Here is a 20320-nt window from a genome sequence, read left to right on the forward strand (position 1 = left end):
CATATTCTTGACATTTACTTCAGTAATGACTCAGCGGTTTCTCGATTCGTCACCAGACAATTAATGTAATGACCGTTTAAGGCGCCAAGAATCCCGGCGTATTTCTCCTCGCCCATGGCGATACCCACCGAGTAGCGCGCCTGCTTGAGTTTCGCCATCTCGATAGAGAGCGTTTTTTCGCTCATGGCGGTTTCGACCAGCGCGCCATCAATGTTGTAAAAACGCGAACAGATATCGCCGGCGACCTGGCGAGCGTTGAGATCGTCGCTCTCTTCACTGCCGTAAAATGCATGCCAGTTGGCGCCGTCGCGGATCGCCGGAGAACCAATGCCCACCAGCGCGACGTCCAGGTTATCCCAGTAGGAGGCAATCGTTTTAAAATGCCGGGACTGCATAATACCGTTGCGAATTAATGTGTTATCCAGCAGTGCCGGGAAATCGGCGAGATGCGATTCCGCTTTCAGCTTCGCCGCGGCGCCGTAGGTCAGCGTATTCACGTGGTAGCGGCTCTCCAGCTTGCCGGAGGGGCCGCCGATAATCGGCACGCAGATAACCTGACGGGACTGGCTGGCCTGTGGCAGATTCTCCACCAGCGCGCGCACCGCTCGACCCCAGGAGAAGCCGACGATATCGCCCGGCTCTAGCAGCCTGTCGACCAATTGCGCGCCATGCAGGCCGATTAGATTGAGCTGATCCTCCTCCAGCAGTGAGTTGCAGGCCGCCACTACCGCCTCTTTGAGACCGAATTTTTGTTTTAGCTGCTGCTCAAGCCACAGATTTTCGTTGTAGTCGTAGTTGATGGCGATAGTGACGATGCCCTGCTCGCGGCCGCGCTTCAGCAGACGGCTGATAGTGGTGCGGTATATCCCCAGCTCGCGGGCAATCTGCGCCTGGGTCATATCCTGCTCATAGTAGAGCTGGGCGATTTTCACGATCAGACGAATATCGTCGCTGTTTTCCATCGTCACTGTCGGCTCCTGCACATTTGTGCAAATGGGAGAGTTGCTGTCATGATCTGATATAACCCCATCAGCGACCCGCTTCAAAGAAATTTTCCTCTATTTCATGAAGATATTCCGACCATTTCTGTTGCACATTTGCGTTGCTTACCGGTGGTTTATGGCACCTTTGTGCCAGACGTGATAAGAGCCTGATTCTGCTTTGTTTCGCCGGGCAAAGTTGCCGGGCTTTCATGGGCACACTTTTGTGTTGAAAGGCGGAGCAGATCACACTTAGTGTCAGGCGACGAGAGCGCGATTCTTTTTTATCGCCCGTAAGGTAGGGTATATTTCGCTTTTACAGGAGATTTTATGCTGCCCGACTCATCAACCCGACTTAATAAATACATCAGCGAAAGCGGAATTTGCTCGCGTCGTGAAGCCGATCGCTTTATCGAACAAGGCAACGTTTTTATCAACGGCAAGCGCGCCACCATCGGCGACCAGGTTAAAGCTGGCGACGTGGTAAAGGTCAATGGCCGGTTGATTGAGCCGCGCGAAGCGGACGATCTGGTCCTGATTGCGCTGAATAAACCGGTTGGCATCGTCAGCACCACCGAAGACGGCGAGCGCGACAACATCGTGGATTTCGTTAACCACAGTAAACGCGTATTCCCCATCGGTCGCCTGGATAAAGACTCCCAGGGGCTGATCTTTCTGACCAACCATGGCGATCTGGTGAATAAAATCCTGCGCGCCGGTAACGATCACGAAAAAGAGTATCTGGTCACCGTTGATAAGCCGGTGACCGATGAGTTTATCCGCGGCATGGGGGCGGGCGTACCGATTCTCGGCACGGTGACGAAGAAGTGCAAAGTGAAAAAAGAAGCGCCGTTTGTGTTCCGCATTACCCTGGTACAGGGGCTGAATCGCCAGATCCGCCGGATGTGCGAACACTTTGGCTATGAAGTGACGAAGCTTGAGCGGACGCGGATCATGAACGTCAGCCTGACGGGGATCCCGCTGGGAGAGTGGCGCGATCTGACCGACGATGAGCTGATCGATCTTTTCAAACTGATTGAAAACTCGTCTTCAGAAGCGAAACCGAAGGCAAAAGCGAAGCCGAAAACGGCCAGCATCAAGCGCCCGGTGGTGGCGATTGAAAAAACCAGCGACAAGTCCTCCCGCCCGGCGTCGAACGGCAAACGCTTTACCGCGCCGGGGCGCAAGAAGAAAGGGCGTTAACGTCTGCCGCGCGTCGGGGTATTTGCCGACCAGGAAAACGAGGCCTCTGCATCCGGTTTATACGCCTGCTTTTTCTTCAGCTGGCGAGCTTTTTTTGCCTCGGTTTCCCGCTGAAGCATCAGCTTATCGATGTACTCTTTTTTCACGCTATTGGCTTCCGCGTTAGTCAGCGGACGGCCATGGGCGATGCGCGCGCGGTCGAGCAGGGTTTTCAGTTCGCGCTGTTCGCGCTCGGTCATCTCTTTTTGCGTGATGCGGGGGAGTGCCATAGTGGTGCCCTCAATTAGCCTGTGGTTTCAGTGTACGGTATTGGGGCTGACGTCTCACGGTATATTGTTGTGCCTCGCAGAAAATCCCGGAGGCGGCGCTGCGCGCCTGTCCGGCGACAAAACCCGCAAGCTGCACGGACCGTAGCCCGGCTAAGCACAGCGCAAGCCGGGAAAATTACGGGTTATTCGCGCTCTTTTACCGTTTTACGCGATTTATCAACAATAGGCTTCCCTGACCAGTAACCGGCCAGCAGCGAGCCGGACAGGTTGTGCCAGACCGAGAACAGCGCGCCGGGCAGCGCGGCCAGCGGGCCAAAGTAGATTTTCCCCAGCGCGGCGGCAAGGCCAGAGTTCTGCATTCCCACCTCGATCGCCAGCGTGCGGCAGGTGGATTCGTCAAAGCCAAACAGCCGTCCGCCCCAGTAGCCGCCGAGCAGGCCGATGGTGTTATGCAGGATGACGGCGATAATCACCACAAAGCCTACGGAAGCGATATGCGATGCGGAACCGGCCACCACGGCGCAGATAATCGCCAGAATGCAGACCATCGAAAAGGCCGGCAGAAACGGCTCCACCGCCTTCACCACTTTCGGCAGCAGATGGTGCACTACCAGCCCCAGCGCAATCGGGATCACCACGATTTGCAGAATGCTGAGCAGCATCCCCATCACGTCCACCTGAATATGCGCATCCACGTACAGACGCGTCAGCAGCGGGGTGGCGACCACCCCAACCAGCGTGGAAACCGATGAGATGGTGACTGAGAGCGCGACGTCGCCTTTTGCCAGAAAGATCATCACGTTGGATGCCGTACCGCTGGCGACGCTGCCGACCAGCACCATCCCGGCGGAGAGCTCGGGCGGCATGTGAAAAATCAGCGCCAGCAGCCAGGCGGCGAGCGGCATCACCAGGTAGTGGAGAAAAATGCCGGCGGCGACCGGCGCGGGGCGGGAAAGCACGCGCTTAAAATCGTCGACTTTCAGATGCACGCCCATGCCGAACATAATCAGCATCAGCAGCGTCGGGACCCACGGGCCAACGGGGGTAAAAGTGGATGGCGTGTAATAGGCGATAACCGAGAGCAGCAGCGCCCATAATGGGAACAGCCGCGTAAGCGTGGCGAGCATGTTGTTTTCCTTGCACGTAAGTTGTGTTTGCTTGTTATAGACCGGCCGGGATCGAGCCCGGCCATCGCTATTGTTTATCGTGCTAAGACATATTATTCAAACAAATTATGCTCATGTTCCGCTGCGGATAAGCTCCCAGCTGAGTCCGAAGCGCGCTAAATATTTGCGCAAGCGGTCGGCATCGTTAGGGTTGGCCTTTTTTTGCCGGGAGACGGCGAACAGCTCGCGTCCGGCTTCGGAGAGCGAAGCGCTGCGTTGGCAGACCTCCAGCACCGTTTCCAGCTGGCGGCGATCGAACAGATCGATTTCCAGCGCAATATCAGGAGAAGATGTCGTGAGCTGCCAGCTCTCTTTCAGCAGCATTATCTCCTCTTCCGCAACGGCTAGCGTAATGCGCCCCTGCTCGGCCAGGGTCGCCATGCGCGCCACGGACGAGCTGAGCTCGCGAAAATTGCCGCGCCATTGCGCCTGCGGCGAACAGGCAAAGGCCAGATAGCGTTCGCGGGCGTCTTTATCGAAGCGGATCTGCGTCTGCCGCTCGTTGGCCAGTCGCCGTAATTCATACTCCACGTTCGGCGCAATATCTTCCCGCCGCTGCGCCAGGCCGGGGAGGGCAAAGCGCCACATATTGATGCGCGCATAAAGATCTTCGCGAAAGCGCCCCTCCGCCACCCACTGCTGCATATCGCGATGCGTGCCGGCGATCAGCTGGAAGTCGCTGTGCACCTCTTTATCCGAACCAAACGGGAAAAAGGTTTTTTCTTCGATGGCCTTCAGCAGCATGGCCTGCTCATCCAGCCCCAGCTCGGCTATTTCATCGAGAAACAGTACGCCGCCGTCGGCTTCGCGTAATAGCCCGGCGCGAGGCGTCACCGCGCCGGTAAACGCGCCTTTGACATGACCAAACAGCGTGGACATGGCGTTATCGCCGCGCAGCGTGGCGCAGTTCACCGCCGTGAATTTTCCCGCCACCCGATGCCGCGACTGACGAAGCTGAAAAATACGTTTGGCGAGGACGGATTTACCGGCGCCCGTTGGGCCGGTAAGCAGGATCGGATCGGTCGATCGGATCGCCACGCGCTCAATACGATCGATAAGTGCGTTGAACGTCGCGTTCCGCGTCTCGATACCTGCCTTCAGGAAGGAGACGGACTGCTGCTGCTCGCGCTGAAAGCGGCTGGTGAGCGCAGCATAGCGGCTTAAGTCCAGATCGATCACCGAGTAAATACCGGCGGCGACGGCTTCATCCGCTGCGCCTTTCGGCGCAGGGCTGGTCTGCAGCAGGCTGGCGGGAAGGTAGCGCGCTTCGGTCAGCAGGAACCAGCAGATCTGCGCCACGTGGGTCCCGGTGGTGATATGCACCAGATACTCTTCGTTTTCGGTATCAAAGCGATAGCGGTTGGCGAAGTCGAGAAACGCCGCGTAGACCTCTTCAAAATCCCAGGGATCGTTGATTTCAACCGTATGCGGATGGACTTCGGTATGCGGCGAAAGCTGTGCGATATCGTCAATCAGCTTTTGCGCCATATTTTCATCACGCGGCTGGTGGAGAAGCTCCAGCCTGTCGACAGGAAAATCGGCCTGCTGGCATAGCCCCACGGTGGGCCGCCATTTTTTAAAACGGTTCGCTCGCTTGCCGCGTTTATCCAGTACCGTTCCGAGGACGCCAATCACCACTCGCCGCTTTTTCATGTTTATCCCAAAAGATAATTGTTGATATTTAAAGATAAAAAAACCTGTCGGCGGGAGCAAGCGCTACGGTGTGCTTTGAAAATAAAAACCTTATTAATCAATTTTTTAAAAAACAACTTTCGCCATTGTTGTTTTTGGCACGCATCTGGCAATAGTCCTTTCGTCACGACGCTGAAGACGCAGGGGGTTAAACCCCGCCGGCACGCCAGGAACGGTACAGACCGTTTTTCGGGCGCGTTCCGTCAGCCGATGACCACCAATGGGTTCGATTCCCGATTTCATCTCCAATGAAAACTGGTTGTTAATCATAAAAATACACCGGGGTTGTGCGCAGTCGGCACTCCCCAAAGCAGGCCGCCGGTAAAGGCGCCGTGCCGCAGGTAAAAGGGAGTTCCCCTGCGGCTTCGCCCCTGCACCCGCGCCTGATTAATTGTTAAGGAATAAAAAATGACGAAAAAAATTACGGTACGTAAAGGTCAGCTTGGCCTTTTATCCCGCCAGGGCGACTACTATCAGGTTCTGGAAGCGGGCGAGCACCGCCTGCCGTGGTTCAACGTTCCTGACGTGCTGATCGTAAACCGGGACGGCAGCGAGGTGCCGGAAGCGCTGGCGGAGTATTTACGGCGCTTTCAGCCTGAATGGGTTGAACGCTACTGCCTGGCGGCGGATTTGACGGATATCGAAACCGGGGCGCTGTATGCCAACGGTGTGCTGCAGGAAATTTTACCGCCTTCGACGCGCCGGCTGTACTGGTCCGCCGGTGACGAGATGCGGCTGCTACGTATCGATACCCGGCAGGTTGCGGTTCCGGCTGACATCATGAATGCGGTGCTGCAGCCGCGACGTCACGGGGCGGTAAAAGGCCGCGAAGCGATCCTCACCGTATCGGTGCCGGCGTGGCACGTCGGGGTGCTGAAAATCGACGGCGAGACACAATCGCTGCTGCAGCCTGGCCTGAGCGCGTACTGGAAGGTCAATCACCTGGTGGAAGCGGAAGTGGTCGATACCCGCCTGCAGGTGCTGGAGGTTGGCGGCCAGGAGATTCTGACCAAAGATAAAGTGAACCTGCGTTTAAATCTGGCGGCGAACTGGCGCTACAGCGATGTGCTGCAGGCTTTTGGACAGCTGACGAAGCCGCTGGACCATCTGTATCGCGAGCTGCAGTTTGCGCTGCGTGAAGCCGTCGGAACACGAACGCTGGATGAGCTGCTGGAAGATAAGAAAATCATTGATGAGGTGGTAAGCGCGCAGGTCACCGAGCGCATGGCGGCATTTGGTATCGACGTCGCGTCGCTGGGCGTGAAGGATATTGTGCTGCCCGGCGACATGAAAGCCATTTTGTCGCAGCTGGTGGAGGCGGAGAAATCGGCGCAGGCGAACGTGATCCGCCGGCGTGAAGAGACCGCGGCGACGCGCTCGTTGCTCAACACCGCGAAGGTGATGGAAAACAATCCGGTGGCGTTGCGTTTAAAAGAGCTGGAAACGCTGGAAAGAGTGGCGGAGCGTATCGATAAAATCTCGGTCTTTGGCGGTCTGGACCAGGTGCTGCATGGCCTGGTGAATCTAAAAGGATAATGAAAATGACGTATCACGGTGTGAACGCCGCCATGCGCCATAAGGTGCAGCGGCAGTTAAACGACGTGGAGCGGCGCTACGGCGTCAGGGTGCTCTACGCCTGCGAGTCCGGCAGCCGGGGCTGGGGCTTTGCTTCGCCGGACAGCGATTATGATGTGCGGTTTCTCTACGTTCATTCGCTGGAGTGGTATCTGCGGGTGGACGCGCAGCGCGATGTTATTGAGCTGCCCATCGACGATGAGCTGGACGTTTGCGGCTGGGAGTGGCGCAAAGCGCTGGGTCTGTTGAAAGGGGCGAACCCGACGCTGATCGAATGGCTGGATTCACCGGTGGTGTATCGGCAGGATGATGCGACGGTTCAGGCGCTTAAAAAACTCATCCCGCATTGGTTTTCTCCGGTTCGCGCCCGCTGGCATTACTACTCGATGGCCAGGAAAAATTTTCGCGGCTATCTGCAAGGCGAACAGGTGCGGCTGAAAAAGTACTTTTACGTATTGCGCCCGCCGCTGGCCGTCCGCTGGGTTGAGGCGGGAAAAGGCGTGCCGCCGATGCGCTTTGATGAACTGCTGGCGGGAAGCGAGCTGGAAACGGGTCTACGTGCGGAAATAGGCGAGCTGCTGGAGCGTAAACAGCGTGCGGGAGAGGCGGAAAACGGCCCGCGTCGACCGCTGCTGCATGCGTTTATTCAGTCCGAGCTGCTCAGGGGCGCAATCCCGCCAGCGCTGCCGGAGAGCCGGAGCGGTGATGTCAGGGAGTTGGACAGATTGCTGATCACCACGGTGATGGGAAACTAAAAATGGCCCGGCAGAAATGGCGGGCCATTTTATTCGCTATTACTCGAACAGATTATGATGCAGCTTCTGCACCACTTTTTCGGCATCCGCTCCCGGTACCAGGAAGCACAGGTTATGGCTGGATGCGCCGTAGCAAATCATACGAATATTAAACGGGTCCAGTACGCCAAACACCTCTTTACCGACGCCGCACGCCTTCGACAGCTCATTACCAATGATGGCGACCAGCGCCAGATCCTGCTCGACCTCAACGCGGCACAGAGAGGAAAGTTCGGTCAGCAACCCCTGGGTGAGCAGGGTATCGCCAGCCGACGTCGAACCGGTGGTATCCATGGTCAGCGCCACGCTCACTTCCGACGTGGTGATCAGATCGACGGAGATACTGTGACGCGCCAGAATACTGAATACCTCGGCCAGAAAACCGCGTGAGTGCAGCATATTCAGGCTGTGCAGGGTTAGCAGCGTCTGCTTGCGGCGCAGCGCCAGCGCGCGGAACAGCGGCGGGTTTTCGGTGTTTTTGCACACCAGCGTGCCGCCGGCTTTCGGCTCTTTGCTGGAGCCGACGAATACCGGAATATCGCTGCGCACGGCGGGGAGCAGGGTGGCCGGATGCAGGACCTTCGCGCCAAAGGTCGCCATTTCCGCCGCTTCTTCAAAAGCGATAACGTCAATGCGTTTGGCCGCCGGGGCGACGCGCGGGTCGGTGGTATAGATACCCGGAACATCGGTCCAGATATCGACGCGGGTGGCGTTTAGCGCTTCGCCGAGCAGCGCGGCGGTATAGTCGCTGCCGCCGCGGCCCAGGGTGGTGGTACGGCCTTTGGCTTCGCTGCCGATAAAGCCCTGGGTGATCACCAGCCCTTCCGCAAGGCGCGGGGTCAGCTGCTGCTGGGTTAATTCAGATAAGGCGGCGATATCCGGTTCCGCACGGCCAAAGCGGTCGTTGGTGCGCATAATTTTGCGTACATCGAACCACTGGGCGGCGATACCGCGCTCGCGCAGGATCTCGACAAACAGCAGGGTAGACATCAGTTCGCCGTGGCTGACCAGCTCGTCGGTTAACGCGGTTGAGCTGGCCAGGGAGGCGGCTTCCGCCAGGGTGGTGATATTTTCCAGCAGGCGCTCAATTTCATCGCGAATAACGTTGGGATAGCGCAGACGCTCCAGAATATTGAACTGGATTTGACGCATGGCATCGAGCTTCGCGAAACGTTCGCCGGGTTCCAGCCCTTCCGCTAATGCGACCAGCAGGTTGGTCACGCCCGCTGAGGCGGAAAGCACCACCACGCGGGTATTGGCATCCAGCAGCGCGACGTCTACGCTGCGGTTCATGGCATCAAAATCGGCAACGCTGGTGCCGCCGAATTTGGCTACAACTAAATCTGTCATAACAACCTCGTGTCAGGGGGCCTGACTTATTAAAACGATTCCAGAAAACCAATCCTGGCGGGGCTGGACGCAGCCGGATTGCAATAAAATGTCTTAATAAGCCAGGCCAAATTATTCAGCCATGGCACAAGGGAAGAGCGAAAAACAGGGTGGGCGCAGAGCGATAAACAAACTACGATGTCACCCAGAAGTGCTCCACCTTGTAGACCCGCTTGCCGATGCTGTGCATCAGATGGCGAGTATGAAACGCCCGACTGCGAACGTTTCTGGTGACAACCCAGGGGATTCAGCCCCTGTGGCCGGTGATGAGCGTAACCAGACGCTTATTCACCTCGGCGTTGCTCCCCCTCACGTATTTTCCCCGGACTGGCTCCTCCAATACGGTTACCTGGGCAACGCACCTCTTCTGGCAATTACCGACGTCTTTCACTTTGCCTGGGGGACGCGGGACATTATACCCCCCTACAATACCCTTTCGCTGTAGCGTGAAATGCGCGATCCATACATATCTACGTATACGTAGGTACTGCCGTTATATAAAGGCTTCAGGCGAAGTATGTCAACGTCAGGGTTATGCGGATTTTTCATGCGCGGGTCGCTGACAGAAAAAAGCCTTATGATGTCTATACTATCAGGGGCATTTTGCGCCAAATCGGCCCAATTTCTGACGCGTATCATCGGCATAACATAAAAATCATCACAATTTTTCGTCACCGGCGCTACAATCGACCGCAGTCACAATTCTCAAATCAGAAGAGTATTGCTAATGAAAAACATCAACCCAACGCAGACCTCTGCCTGGCAGGCATTACAGAAACACTTTGATGAAATGAAAGACGTTACCATCGCGGATCTGTTCGCGAAGGATAGCGATCGTTTCTCTAAATTCTCCGCCACGTTCGACGATCTGATGCTGGTGGATTTTTCCAAAAACCGCATCACCGAAGAGACGCTGGCAAAACTGCAGGACCTGGCCAAAGAGACCTTCCTGGCAGACGCCATTAAATCCATGTTCTCCGGCGAGAAGATTAACCGTACGGAAGATCGCGCGGTGCTGCACGTTGCGCTGCGTAACCGCAGCAATACTCCGATTCTGGTTGATGGCAAAGACGTGATGCCGGAAGTGAACGCCGTGCTTGAGAAGATGAAAACCTTCTCCGAAGCCATTATCTCCGGCAGCTGGAAAGGCTACACCGGTAAAGCGATTACCGACGTCGTCAACATCGGTATCGGCGGCTCCGACCTCGGCCCGTTCATGGTGACCGAAGCGCTGCGCCCGTATAAAAATCACCTGAATATGCACTTTGTTTCCAACGTCGATGGGACCCACATCGCCGAAGTGCTGAAAACGGTGAACCCGGAAACCACGCTGTTCCTGGTGGCGTCGAAAACCTTTACCACTCAGGAAACGATGACCAACGCCCACAGCGCGCGCGACTGGTTCCTGGCGACCGCCGGCGATGAGAAACACGTAGCGAAACACTTCGCCGCGCTCTCCACCAATGGTAAAGCGGTGGGCGAGTTCGGTATTGATACCGCTAATATGTTTGAGTTCTGGGACTGGGTTGGCGGCCGTTACTCTCTGTGGTCAGCCATCGGCCTGTCCATCATCCTGTCCGTGGGCTTCGACAATTTTGTTGAACTGCTCTCCGGCGCGCATGCGATGGACAAACACTTCTCCACGACCGCGCCTGAGAAAAACCTGCCGGTGCTGCTGGCGCTGATTGGTATCTGGTACAACAACTTCTTCGGCGCTGAAACCGAAGCGATTCTGCCGTACGACCAGTATATGCACCGCTTTGCCGCCTACTTCCAGCAGGGCAACATGGAATCCAACGGTAAATACGTTGACCGTAACGGCAACGCCGTGGATTACCAGACTGGCCCAATCATCTGGGGCGAGCCGGGCACTAACGGTCAGCACGCGTTCTACCAGCTGATTCACCAGGGGACCAAAATGGTGCCTTGCGACTTTATCGCCCCGGCGGTTACCCACAACCCGCTGTCCGACCACCATCCGAAGCTGCTGTCTAACTTCTTTGCGCAGACCGAAGCGCTGGCGTTTGGTAAATCCCGCGAAGTGGTCGAGCAGGAATATCGCGATCAGGGTAAAGATCCGGCGACCCTGGAACACGTTGTGCCGTTCAAAGTGTTTGAAGGCAACCGCCCAACCAACTCCATCCTGCTGCGTGAAATTACGCCGTTCAGCCTGGGCGCGCTGATTGCCCTGTATGAGCACAAAATCTTCACCCAGGGCGTGATTATGAACATCTTCACCTTCGATCAGTGGGGCGTTGAGCTGGGCAAACAGCTGGCTAACCGCATCCTGCCGGAGCTGAAAGATGGTTCCGAAGTGAGCAGCCACGACAGCTCCACTAACGGTCTGATTAACCGCTATAAATCCTGGCGCGCATAATCGCTAAAACGTTCGCAATGCTGGCCCATGTGGTCGGCATTTTTGTTATAGCCGGCGCAGCAGCTTTGCCGGGTTCCCGGCCCACACGCCTTTCTCAGTAATGGATTTTGTCACCACGCTGCCCGCGCCGATCACGACCCCATCGCAGATGCTGACCGCCAGAATGGTTGCGCCGCTGCCGATAGACACATCGTTGCCAATCACAATTCTTCCCCAGCTCTCGCGGTCGGCGTTGGGTTTGCCTTCGCGGAACATATCGTTGGCGAACATCACGCCGTGGCCGATAAAGCAGCGCTCGCCGATGGTCACGTACTCGCAGATAAAGGTGTGGGACTGAATTTTGCTGTCGTTGCCGATGCGGGTATGACCCTGAATCTCCACAAATGGCCCGACGAAGACGTTATCGCCAAGCGTGCAGTCGTAGAGGTTGGTGGGTTGGTAAATCACCACGTTTTCGCCGCTGGCGACGTTGCGAATGGCGGTTTCACGAAGGGTATGCATGCTGCCTCTCAGATTGGTTTAGCCAGAATATGGAGTGTGCTTTGCTGGGTTGCAGAATGAAATGCCACATCCTTCACGTGCTGCATCCCCTGGCGTTCATAAAAACGGCGGGCGCGGGTATTCGCGGCGAGCACTTCCAGCCATAGCCAGCTTTCACCCGTCTCTTTCGCTCGCGTCTCGACGGCGCGGAAAATCTGCTCGCCGTAACGATGCCCGGTGGCGTCAGGCAGTAGATAGAGCTTATGTAGCAGCGCGCCGGATGGACCCCCGGGATCAATATTCTGACCACAGGCGTATTTAGCAAAGCCGACAGGGCGCGCGGCTTCCGCAATCAACCAGCAGCACTGCGGATCGGCCAGGCTGGGCGCCAACGCGGCCATGGAATACTCTTGCTGCAGGTAGTGCTCCATTTCCTCGGCGTTGTGCCAGAGATGGGTAAAGTGGTGGCGGTAACTGACGTTGGCCATTTCGTTGAGTAAAGCCGCATCTTCCGGACGTCCAATACGAATCTTTAGCATTCTGCGTTCCTCGCAAAGAAGTGGCGATATTTTGCCCGTAAACTTCGCTGCGGGTAAACCTCAAAAGTGGGGGGTAAGACGTTGCCGGAGGAGGACCTCCGGCAGGGGGATTAGGCGACGGCGATGGCTTCGATCTCAATGCCCGCATCTTTAGGCAGTCTGGCGACTTCAACGCAAGAGCGGGCTGGAAAGTCCGCGTTGTGTTCGGCGAAGAACGCTTCATAAACCGCGTTGATGGTGGCGAAGTCATTCAGATCCTTGACGAAGACCATCGTCTTAACGATGTTTTTCACCTGCAAACCCGCCGCTTCAACGATAGCCTTAACGTTATCCAGCGACTGTCGCGTCTGCTGAGCGATGTCGTCAGACATGGTGCCGTCTTGCGGATTGACCGGCAGCTGCCCCGAGGTCATCGTCATGGTACCCAGGTTTACCCCCTGAACATACGGACCAATGGCGGCAGGCGCAGCGGCAGTGGTAATTATCATTCTGTTGATTCCTTCTGATAGGTGGTTACATGAAATAGTTGAGCAAAACGAGTGAACCGACGCCGCTGACGACGACCCAGACCAGGCCCAGGCGGAAGCTGGCGAGCGTGCAGATAATCGCGGCGATCACCTTCGGGTTTTTCAAATCGAACTCCATGCTGGAATTTACGCTCAGGATCTGAATCGTGATGATGGCCGGCAGCACGGTCACCGGCACAAAACGCAGCGTTTTGCTGACCCGGCTCGACATCTGAACCTTCCCGGCGAGGCCAATGAACGAGAAGCGAATAAGAAAGGTCACGGCGGCCATGCCCAGCGTCAGGGCGATAAAAAAGCTATTACTCATTTTCCAGCGCTCCTTCGAGAGAGAGTTTGTCAGCGGCCTGCGCCTGTTTACGCTCTTCGGCGAGATCGACGCTCAGGCCCGCCATTACGCCCAGTACGGACGCGACGACGATACCTAACGAGTAGGGCAGTACGACCAAAAGTACCCCGGATACGGCAGCAACAACGGCGGCGACGGTACAGGCCTGGCTTTTGATTTGCGGGACCACGATGGCGATAAATGCGGCGACCATCGCGAAGTCCAGACCATATTTTTCAATGTGCGGAAAAGACGCGCCAACCAGAGCGCCAAGGAAATCGGCCAGTACCCAGGCGAACCAAAACGTCAGCATTGCTGAAAAATAGAAAAGATATTTATCTTTTTTATTCTCCTCCATCTCTTTCACCGTCGTGGCGTACACTTCATCGGTCAGGGCATATGCCATAAAGCATTTTTTAAAGAAGGAGGCTTCGCGTACCGTACTGGAAATAGAGGCGCTATAAAGCACATGGCGAAGATTAATTATCATCGTGGTGAATATAATCACCCCAAGGCTCGCTCCGGTTTTTAGCATATTTAACGCCAGCATTTGTGCCGAACCGGCGATGACAATCGTCGACCATGCCGTACTTTGCCAGATACTCATCCCGGCGCTAACGCTTAGCGCGCCGACAATAAATGAAAACGGAAAGTCGCCGATGCACAAGGGAAGTATGGCGCTCATACCCCGTAGAATAACTTTTTTGTTCATAAGCAATACCTGTTGTATTCAGGAGATTAATTATTTGTGTAAGGTACATTAAAACGCGAATTAATGATTACTTTGCTACCATAATGTTGATGATTTCTTTATCGGTATAGGCCATGGGCTTAATCACCAGACGGCAGAGATTATTAATGGTCTGCTCTACATCAGCGCAAACAATGCCGTCATTAGAGCCTGCGCAGCTATTTTGCATCGCCATCAGTACGGCCTTAAAGGCGCTGGAAACCACGGACGATACTTTCATTGCGCAGCTATTAGAGGCGCCATCGCAAATCATGCCGGTAATATCGCTGATCATATTAATAATAGCGGTATTAATTGTTTGCAGGTCACGGGTAAATAACCACGCCATACCTGCCGCGGCGCCCATCGCTGCCGTGGACGCTGCGCATAGCGCGGACAGACGCGTATAGCGGGAGTGGATCGATATGGCGGTCAGGTGGGAGAGCGCCAGCGCCCGCGCGAGGGTCTCTTCATCGGCGTTAAGATGCTCCGCGACCGTCACTACCGGCATGGTGGCGGCGATACCCTGGTTACCGGAACCAAAGTTTGACATCGCGACGACGGGGGCTCCGCCCATTCGCGCGTCGGATGCGGCGACGGTATTGATGATGACTTTACTCAGCAGGTCGTTGCTGAGCAGGCCATTTTTTACCGCATCAGAGAAGGTGCCGTTGATGTTCAAACCGTATTTTTTGCTTTTACCTTCCTCCGCCAGCGCCGAATTGAGCCGGGCGGCTTCGAGAATAAATGCGATGTCGGCGAATTCGACCTCGCTAATAAAATCAAAGGCCTCGGCAAGCGAAAAGGTTGCTAATGTTTCCTGCTGCGTTACCGTACTCTGTTTGTCCGCCAGCACCTGCGCTTCGCCATTAATATACAGCTCAACGATATTGGTATGCGTGCCCTTGACCACCACGCGGCAGCTCTTTTCGCCGCCCGTCAGCGTCAGATCCAGATGAATAAAATCAGGGGTGTCTTGCACGCTAATATTGACCTGACCATCGGCGATTAATTTTTGGGCTAGTTCAACATGCCGTTCGCTAATCCCCTCCAGTGTTTTTAATCCCTTATCAGCGTCGCCGCCAAATGCGCCAATTGCGGCCGCAAGCGCCACGCCACTGACGGATGTTCCGGGAATAGTTACGCCCATTGCATTCTTATACAGATTTGCGGAAATAAAACCGCTAATACTTTGACAAGCAGTATCCAAATGTTTCGCGGCGTAAGCCGCGGTAAAAGAAATAGCGACAGGCTCTGTACAGCCTAATGCCGGGGCAACTTCTTTTTTCAGCCAGTTTATAAATAGAGATGCGTGTTCAGTAGTCATATTTTATATCTATCCGCTAACGAGGGCTTATTAATATGCGAATATGCTATGTCAATTCTTAAGAAAAAACTTACTCTAATACCCCCGTTATTTATGCCTGAAAGAGAAAAATATTCGCTTATTAAAATATTGTAAAATTGTGATCTTATTATGGTTAATTAGCTGATTTGATAGGTATTTATATTCTGTTTTTTGAACATAAAAAGGGATTTAGTTAACTGCCTCACAGCCTCGCCGAAAGTAAAAATTTCTTTTTTTACGTATTTCGTCGGATAGGCGAGAGCGCTGTAGTCACAAGAAGGGACTCATAAATGTAGATCTGGATCACATTTTTGCGTTATACAGGTCACAGGAAATCATGATGATGAGGTGTACCTATGCCGCCGGTTTATCGTCCGTTGGTGAGTTTTATTGCAACCGCCATGCAAACCGTTTTGAATCTCGGGCTATTGTGTCTGGGAGTCATACTGATCGTTTTTCTCGGGAAAGAGACGTTGCATCTGGCGCACGTCCTGTTCACCCCTGAACCTGTCAGTAAGTACAAGCTGGTGGAAGGGCTGGTGGTCTACTTCCTCTATTTCGAATTTATCGCGCTGATAGTGAAGTACTTTGAGTCGGGATTTCACTTCCCGCTGCGCTACTTTGTCTATATCGGCATCACCGCCATCGTCCGCCTGATCATTATCGATCATGAGTCGCCTATGGCGGTACTGATTTACTCCGCGGCGATCCTGATTTTGGTGATTACGCTCTGGCTGTGTAACTCCAACCGCCTGAAACGCGAATAAAAAAAAGCGGCCTCCAGGGCCGCTGACCAACAGTCACAAATTAAATTTATGTAGGGTCCAGTTGAGGATAGCAGTGGCATTTGCCTTACTTTTTCAGCTGAGGGCGGCGGCGGCAATACCCGGTTGGGGACGTGTATTGCCGCTAAACCGCCGGCCCTCATCTGAAATTTGGGGCGGGTGTTACAAAAAAATTAACCTTTCACTCCGCCAGCCGTCAGGCCGTTGACCAACCAGCGCTGGGCCAGCAGGAACACTACGGTAATCGGGATGGCGGAGAGCACCGCCGCGGCGGCAAAGTCGCCCCACAGATAGTTCTGCGGGTTGAGATACTGCTGCATTCCGACCGCCAGGGTATAGCTGTTCACATCGCGCAGCAGCAGGGAGGCCACCGGTACTTCGGTAATCGCAGCGATGAACGACAGAATAAACACCACCGCCAGAATCGGCACTGACAGCGGGAGCAGCACCAGGCGGAAAGCCTGCCATGGGGTGGCGCCGTCCAGCGCCGCCGCTTCTTCCAGCGAGCCGTCGATGGTTTCGAAGTAACCTTTAATCGTCCAGACGTGCAGCGCGATACCGCCCATATAGGCGAAGATGACGCCGCCGTGGGTATTCAGGCCGACGAACGGCACGTACTGGCCGAGACGGTCAAACAGGGCATACAGCGCGACCAGCGACAGCACTGCGGGGAACATCTGGAAAATCAGCATCCCTTTCAGCAGCGTTGCTTTACCTGGGAAGCGCATGCGGGCAAAAGCGTAAGCGCAGGTGGTAGAGAGCGCGACGATGCCAATAGCGGTAATGCCGGCCACCTTGATGGAGTTCCACAGCCACAGCAGCACCGGGAAGGGCGGCGGCGTGACGCGACCGTCAGCGTGTTCGACGCTGAAACCTAACGCCAGCCGCCAGTGCTCCCAGGAGATACTTTCAGGGATCAGGCTACCGGTGGCGAAGTTACCTTCGCGCAGAGAGATAGCGATAACCATCAGCAGCGGGAACATAATCGCCGCGATAAAAATCAGCAGCAGGAGATGCGTCGTGAACAGGCGCAGCTTCTGAGATTTGGGTTGAACCATAGCCATAATCGTTATCTCCCTTAATCAAACTTCATACGTGTGGCTTTCAGGTTAACAATCGCCAGCGCGCCTACCAGCAGGAAGATCAGCGTGGCGATAGCCGCCGCGAGGCCGAAGTCCTGACCGCCGCCGCCTTCAAAGGCGATACGGTAGGTATAGCTCACCAGCAGGTCGGTGTAGCCCGCCGGCGTGGTGGTGCCGAGCCGGTCCGGCCCGCCGTTGGTCAACAGCTGAATCAGCACGAAGTTGTTAAAGTTAAAGGCGAAGCTGGCGATCATCAGCGGCGTCAGCGGCTTGATCAGCAGCGGCAGCGTAATTTTGAAGAAGTTCTGGAACGGCGTAGCGCCATCCATTGCCGAGGCTTCATATAAATCGTCAGGAATCGCTTTCAGCAGGCCCATGCACAGGATCATCATGTACGGATAGCCCAGCCAGGTGTTGACGATGATAATCATCGTGCGCGCGGTGGTCGGGTCGCTGAACCAGGCTGGCTTGATGCCGAACATCGCACTGAGCATCATGTTGATCTCGCCAAAGCTCTGGTTGAACAAGCCTTTGAAAATCAGAATCGAGATAAATGACGGTACGGCATACGGCAGAATCAGCAGTACGCGGTAAATCGCTTTGCCCTTCAGGGCTTCCCACTGGACGAGACAGGCGAGCACCATGCCGACCGCAACGGTGAGAATCACGGTCAGAACGGAGAACACCACCGTCCAGACGAAAATCGCGAAGAACGGTTTCTGGATCCCTTCATCCTGGAACACGCGGGTGAAGTTATCCCAGCCGATGGTTACGGTGTAGCCCGGGCTGAGCTTTTCGCTGCCCCAGCTGCCGTCGGCGTTGATCGCCTGATAGAAACCGACCTCGGCGTTCGGACGATATTTCACGCCGCTCTGGTTGTTGGTCAGCGTACCGTCATTGGCCAGCGCGTACAGCGGTTGAGTACCGGAGAACTGACGCAGGGAGCTCATGATGACTTTGCTTTCATCCGGCAGCACGGCGGTCAGCTGGTTCAGGGCGGTACGGTTTTGCGTAATCACGCGCAGCGTGGCGCGCTCGCCTTCCGGCAGGGCGTCAGCCTCTTTTAAGGCCAGCTTCTGCTCGCCGCCGAATTTAAAGGCGTCGGAAAGATAGTTTTTGCCGCTTTCGCCGTCGGTCAGCGCCAGCTTCCATTCATCTCCCGCCGGATAGAGCGCGAAGTTGTAGGATTTACCCGCCTGGAAGGAGCGGTCCATCAGCACCTGTTGGGCGCGTTCGAAGGTCAACTGGTTAGTGCTGCTGTAGTTGGTAAAAGCGATTGCGATCGTGCAGATCAGCGGGAACAGGACGAACAGCCCCATCCCGGCGAGACCCGGATACACATAGCGCCAGGCGTAGGCTTTGCGATTGGAAAAAATATACAGGCCAACCGAGCTCAAAATCAGCGTCATGATGGCAAACAGGTACTCCCCCTGGGCGTACATCAAAACAACAAGGTAACCCACCAGCAGGCACAGCAAGCCGATCACAGACCATGTGAGCTGCGGGCTTTGCCACCAGTGTTTCTTTTTCACGACATCCATGGGGATCATCCTCTTTACACTTTATCCTTCGCGCTACCTCTTTGTTGGCTGCGGATGCGTACCCCAGTCACTTACTGATGTAAGCGCCTGGGGATTTGCATCCTTGCCGCCTCGATGTAGCGCGAATGATTTCGTGTAACAACGTATTCAACAAACCTTATTCCCTAAGAAATAAGGGAAACCGTATTACTTGGTGATACGAGCCTGTGCGTCTTTCAGCGCCTCTTCAACGGTCTGGCGACCGCTAGCGGCGTTGATCACTGCGGTACGAACGGCATACCAGAAGGCGGACATCTGCGGAATATTCGGCATGATTTCACCATTCTTGGCGTTAGCCATGGTGGCGGCGATACGCGGATCTTTTTCCAGTTTTTCCTGGAAGGATTTCAGCGCGACCGCGCCCAGCGGTTTGTCCTTGTTCACTTCATCCAGACCCTGATCGGTCATCAGGTAGTTTTCGAGGAACTCTTTCGCCAGTTCTTTGTTCGGGCTGGCGGCGTTAATACCGGCGCTCAGTACGCCAACGAACGGTTTAGACGGGTTGCCTTTGAAGGTCGGCAGCAGGGTAACGCCGTAGTTAACCTTGCTCTTATCGATGTTAGACCACGCCCACGGACCGTTGATGGTCATCGCGGTTTCGCCTTTGTTGAATGCCGCTTCCGCGATGGAGTAGTCGGTGTCGGCGTTCATATGCTTGTTCTTAATAAGGTCGACCAGGAAGGTCAGGCCTGCTTTCGCGCCAGCGCTATCCACGCCTACGTCTTTCACGTCGTACTTGCCGTTTTCAAACTTGAACGCATAACCGCCGTCGGCGGCAATCAGCGGCCAGGTGAAGTACGGTTCTTGCAGGTTGAACATCAGCGCGCTCTTACCTTTCGCCTTCAGTTCTTTATCCAGCGCCGGGATCTCTTCCCAGGTTTTCGGCGGATTTGGCACCAGGTCTTTGTTATAGATCAGCGACAGCGCTTCGACGGCAACCGGGTAGGCAATCAGCTTGCCGTTATAGCGAACCGCGTCCCAGGTGAACGGATAGAGTTTGTCCTGGAAAGCTTTGTCCGGGGTGATTTCCGCCAACAGGCCGGACTGGGCGTAGCCGCCAAAACGGTCGTGGGCCCAGAAAATGATGTCAGGGCCGTCACCGGTCGCGGCAACCTGCGGGAATTTCTCCTCCAGCTTATCCGGATGTTCTACGGATACTTTAATGCCGGTGTCTTTTTCAAACTTTTTACCCACTTCAGCGAGGCCGTTGTAGCCTTTGTCGCCGTTAATCCAGATAACCAGCTTACCTTCTTCGATTTTTGCGAGGGCAGAGGCGGAAAACATCATCGTGGTCAATGCAGACAGCGCGAGGATGCGAGCGCCAGTTTTGATTTTCATATACCCGTCCTATTTGGTGATGTGCTCGTGGATACACTTGAGTGGCTTAACGGTGATGAGTTTCCTTTTTTAACAACCTCTTTCCATCCTCCCCATGTCTACGCCCCATCCCCCGATTGTGTGATCTCCATAGCAGAAATG

The 20320-nt window shown here is 55.2% G+C and carries 20 protein-coding genes and 1 riboswitch; of the genes, 5 read left to right on the forward strand and 15 right to left on the reverse strand.

The window, feature by feature from the left end; translation table 11 throughout:
- Positions 1-14 precede the first annotated feature (14 nt).
- Positions 15-962 carry a sugar-binding transcriptional regulator gene (locus KCG39_RS20190; protein WP_004127741.1) on the reverse strand — a complete coding sequence of 316 codons (948 nt, stop codon included), beginning with the start codon at positions 960-962 and terminating at the stop codon, positions 15-17.
- 348 nt (positions 963-1310) lie between these two features.
- On the opposite strand from KCG39_RS20190, the gene rluF reads away from it, so the two are divergent.
- Positions 1311-2183, forward strand: coding sequence for a 23S rRNA pseudouridine(2604) synthase RluF (rluF, locus tag KCG39_RS20195; RefSeq protein WP_142468473.1), 873 nt, complete (start codon positions 1311-1313; stop codon positions 2181-2183).
- Here the strand turns inward: rluF and KCG39_RS20200 are convergent.
- The 4 genes from KCG39_RS20200 to KCG39_RS20215 form a co-directional block, all read right to left on the reverse strand.
- The gene (locus KCG39_RS20200; protein WP_004127746.1) at positions 2180-2452 is read right to left on the reverse strand and encodes a YjbD family protein; all 273 of its coding nucleotides are present in this window, start codon (positions 2450-2452) and stop codon (positions 2180-2182) included. The genes rluF and KCG39_RS20200 overlap by 4 nt on opposite strands.
- 182 nt (positions 2453-2634) lie before the next feature.
- Entirely contained in the window at positions 2635-3579 is a 945-nt protein-coding gene (gene panS / locus KCG39_RS20205) for a ketopantoate/pantoate/pantothenate transporter PanS (protein ID WP_004127747.1), read from the reverse strand.
- A gap of 111 nt (positions 3580-3690) precedes the next feature.
- Positions 3691-5271, reverse strand: coding sequence for an RNA repair transcriptional activator RtcR (gene rtcR, locus KCG39_RS20210; RefSeq protein ID WP_142468474.1), 1581 nt, complete (start codon positions 5269-5271; stop codon positions 3691-3693).
- 105 nt (positions 5272-5376) lie between these two features.
- The gene (locus KCG39_RS20215; RefSeq protein WP_075208534.1) at positions 5377-5580 is read right to left on the reverse strand and encodes a hypothetical protein; all 204 of its coding nucleotides are present in this window, start codon (positions 5578-5580) and stop codon (positions 5377-5379) included.
- Between the two features lie 138 nt (positions 5581-5718).
- Here KCG39_RS20215 and KCG39_RS20220 point away from each other — a divergent pair, with 138 nt between their 5' ends.
- Positions 5719-6846: a slipin family protein gene (locus KCG39_RS20220; RefSeq protein WP_142468475.1), complete on the forward strand. Its 1128-nt coding sequence runs from the start codon at positions 5719-5721 to the stop codon at positions 6844-6846.
- A gap of 5 nt (positions 6847-6851) precedes the next feature.
- The gene (locus KCG39_RS20225; RefSeq protein WP_142468476.1) at positions 6852-7640 is read left to right on the forward strand and encodes a nucleotidyltransferase domain-containing protein; all 789 of its coding nucleotides are present in this window, start codon (positions 6852-6854) and stop codon (positions 7638-7640) included.
- A gap of 39 nt (positions 7641-7679) precedes the next feature.
- Here the strand turns inward: KCG39_RS20225 and lysC are convergent, their stop codons facing one another.
- Entirely contained in the window at positions 7680-9029 is a 1350-nt protein-coding gene (lysC, locus tag KCG39_RS20230) for a lysine-sensitive aspartokinase 3 (RefSeq protein WP_004127755.1), read from the reverse strand.
- Positions 9030-9209: 180 nt separating this feature from the next.
- Positions 9210-9443: riboswitch (Lysine riboswitch) on the reverse strand.
- 352 nt (positions 9444-9795) lie between these two features.
- Between lysC and pgi the strand changes: the two genes are divergently transcribed.
- Positions 9796-11445 (forward strand): glucose-6-phosphate isomerase, encoded by a 1650-nt coding sequence (pgi, locus tag KCG39_RS20235; RefSeq protein WP_004127757.1) that lies wholly within the window; start codon positions 9796-9798, stop codon positions 11443-11445.
- A gap of 45 nt (positions 11446-11490) precedes the next feature.
- Here pgi and KCG39_RS20240 read toward each other — a convergent pair whose 3' ends face one another.
- The 6 genes from KCG39_RS20240 to KCG39_RS20265 form a co-directional block, all read right to left on the reverse strand.
- Positions 11491-11946 (reverse strand): acyltransferase, encoded by a 456-nt coding sequence (locus tag KCG39_RS20240; RefSeq protein ID WP_123828573.1) that lies wholly within the window; start codon positions 11944-11946, stop codon positions 11491-11493.
- A gap of 8 nt (positions 11947-11954) precedes the next feature.
- Positions 11955-12464, reverse strand: a complete 510-nt coding sequence (locus tag KCG39_RS20245; RefSeq protein ID WP_004127761.1) for a GNAT family N-acetyltransferase — start codon at positions 12462-12464, stop codon at positions 11955-11957.
- Between the two features lie 110 nt (positions 12465-12574).
- Positions 12575-12952: a Rid family detoxifying hydrolase gene (locus KCG39_RS20250; RefSeq protein ID WP_004127773.1), complete on the reverse strand. Its 378-nt coding sequence runs from the start codon at positions 12950-12952 to the stop codon at positions 12575-12577.
- A gap of 25 nt (positions 12953-12977) precedes the next feature.
- A complete protein-coding gene (locus KCG39_RS20255) occupies positions 12978-13298 on the reverse strand; it encodes an AzlD domain-containing protein (protein WP_112167074.1) in 321 nt (106 codons plus the stop codon).
- Positions 13291-14028, reverse strand: coding sequence for an AzlC family ABC transporter permease (locus KCG39_RS20260; protein WP_004127776.1), 738 nt, complete (start codon positions 14026-14028; stop codon positions 13291-13293). Before KCG39_RS20260 ends, KCG39_RS20255 begins: the two co-directional genes overlap by 8 nt.
- A gap of 67 nt (positions 14029-14095) precedes the next feature.
- On the reverse strand, positions 14096-15373 hold the full coding sequence (locus tag KCG39_RS20265) for an L-cysteine desulfidase family protein (RefSeq protein WP_004127779.1): 1278 nt from the start codon (positions 15371-15373) through the stop codon (positions 14096-14098).
- 377 nt (positions 15374-15750) lie between these two features.
- Between KCG39_RS20265 and psiE the strand changes: the two genes are divergently transcribed.
- A complete protein-coding gene (psiE, locus tag KCG39_RS20270) occupies positions 15751-16161 on the forward strand; it encodes a phosphate-starvation-inducible protein PsiE (RefSeq protein WP_004097754.1) in 411 nt (136 codons plus the stop codon).
- A gap of 191 nt (positions 16162-16352) precedes the next feature.
- On the opposite strand, the gene malG is transcribed toward psiE, so the two are convergent.
- The 3 genes from malG to malE form a co-directional block, all read right to left on the reverse strand.
- A complete protein-coding gene (gene malG, locus KCG39_RS20275) occupies positions 16353-17243 on the reverse strand; it encodes a maltose ABC transporter permease MalG (RefSeq protein ID WP_004097756.1) in 891 nt (296 codons plus the stop codon).
- A 14-nt stretch (positions 17244-17257) separates the two neighbouring features.
- Complete coding sequence (gene malF, locus KCG39_RS20280) at positions 17258-18802, reverse strand: maltose ABC transporter permease MalF (protein WP_087829647.1); 1545 nt, start codon at positions 18800-18802, stop codon at positions 17258-17260.
- A 186-nt stretch (positions 18803-18988) separates the two neighbouring features.
- Entirely contained in the window at positions 18989-20179 is a 1191-nt protein-coding gene (gene malE, locus KCG39_RS20285) for a maltose/maltodextrin ABC transporter substrate-binding protein MalE (protein ID WP_004127785.1), read from the reverse strand.
- Between the last annotated feature and the right edge of the window lie 141 nt (positions 20180-20320).

The sequence above is a fragment of the Klebsiella pasteurii genome, assembly GCF_018139045.1.
GTDB lineage: Bacteria > Pseudomonadota > Gammaproteobacteria > Enterobacterales > Enterobacteriaceae > Klebsiella > Klebsiella grimontii.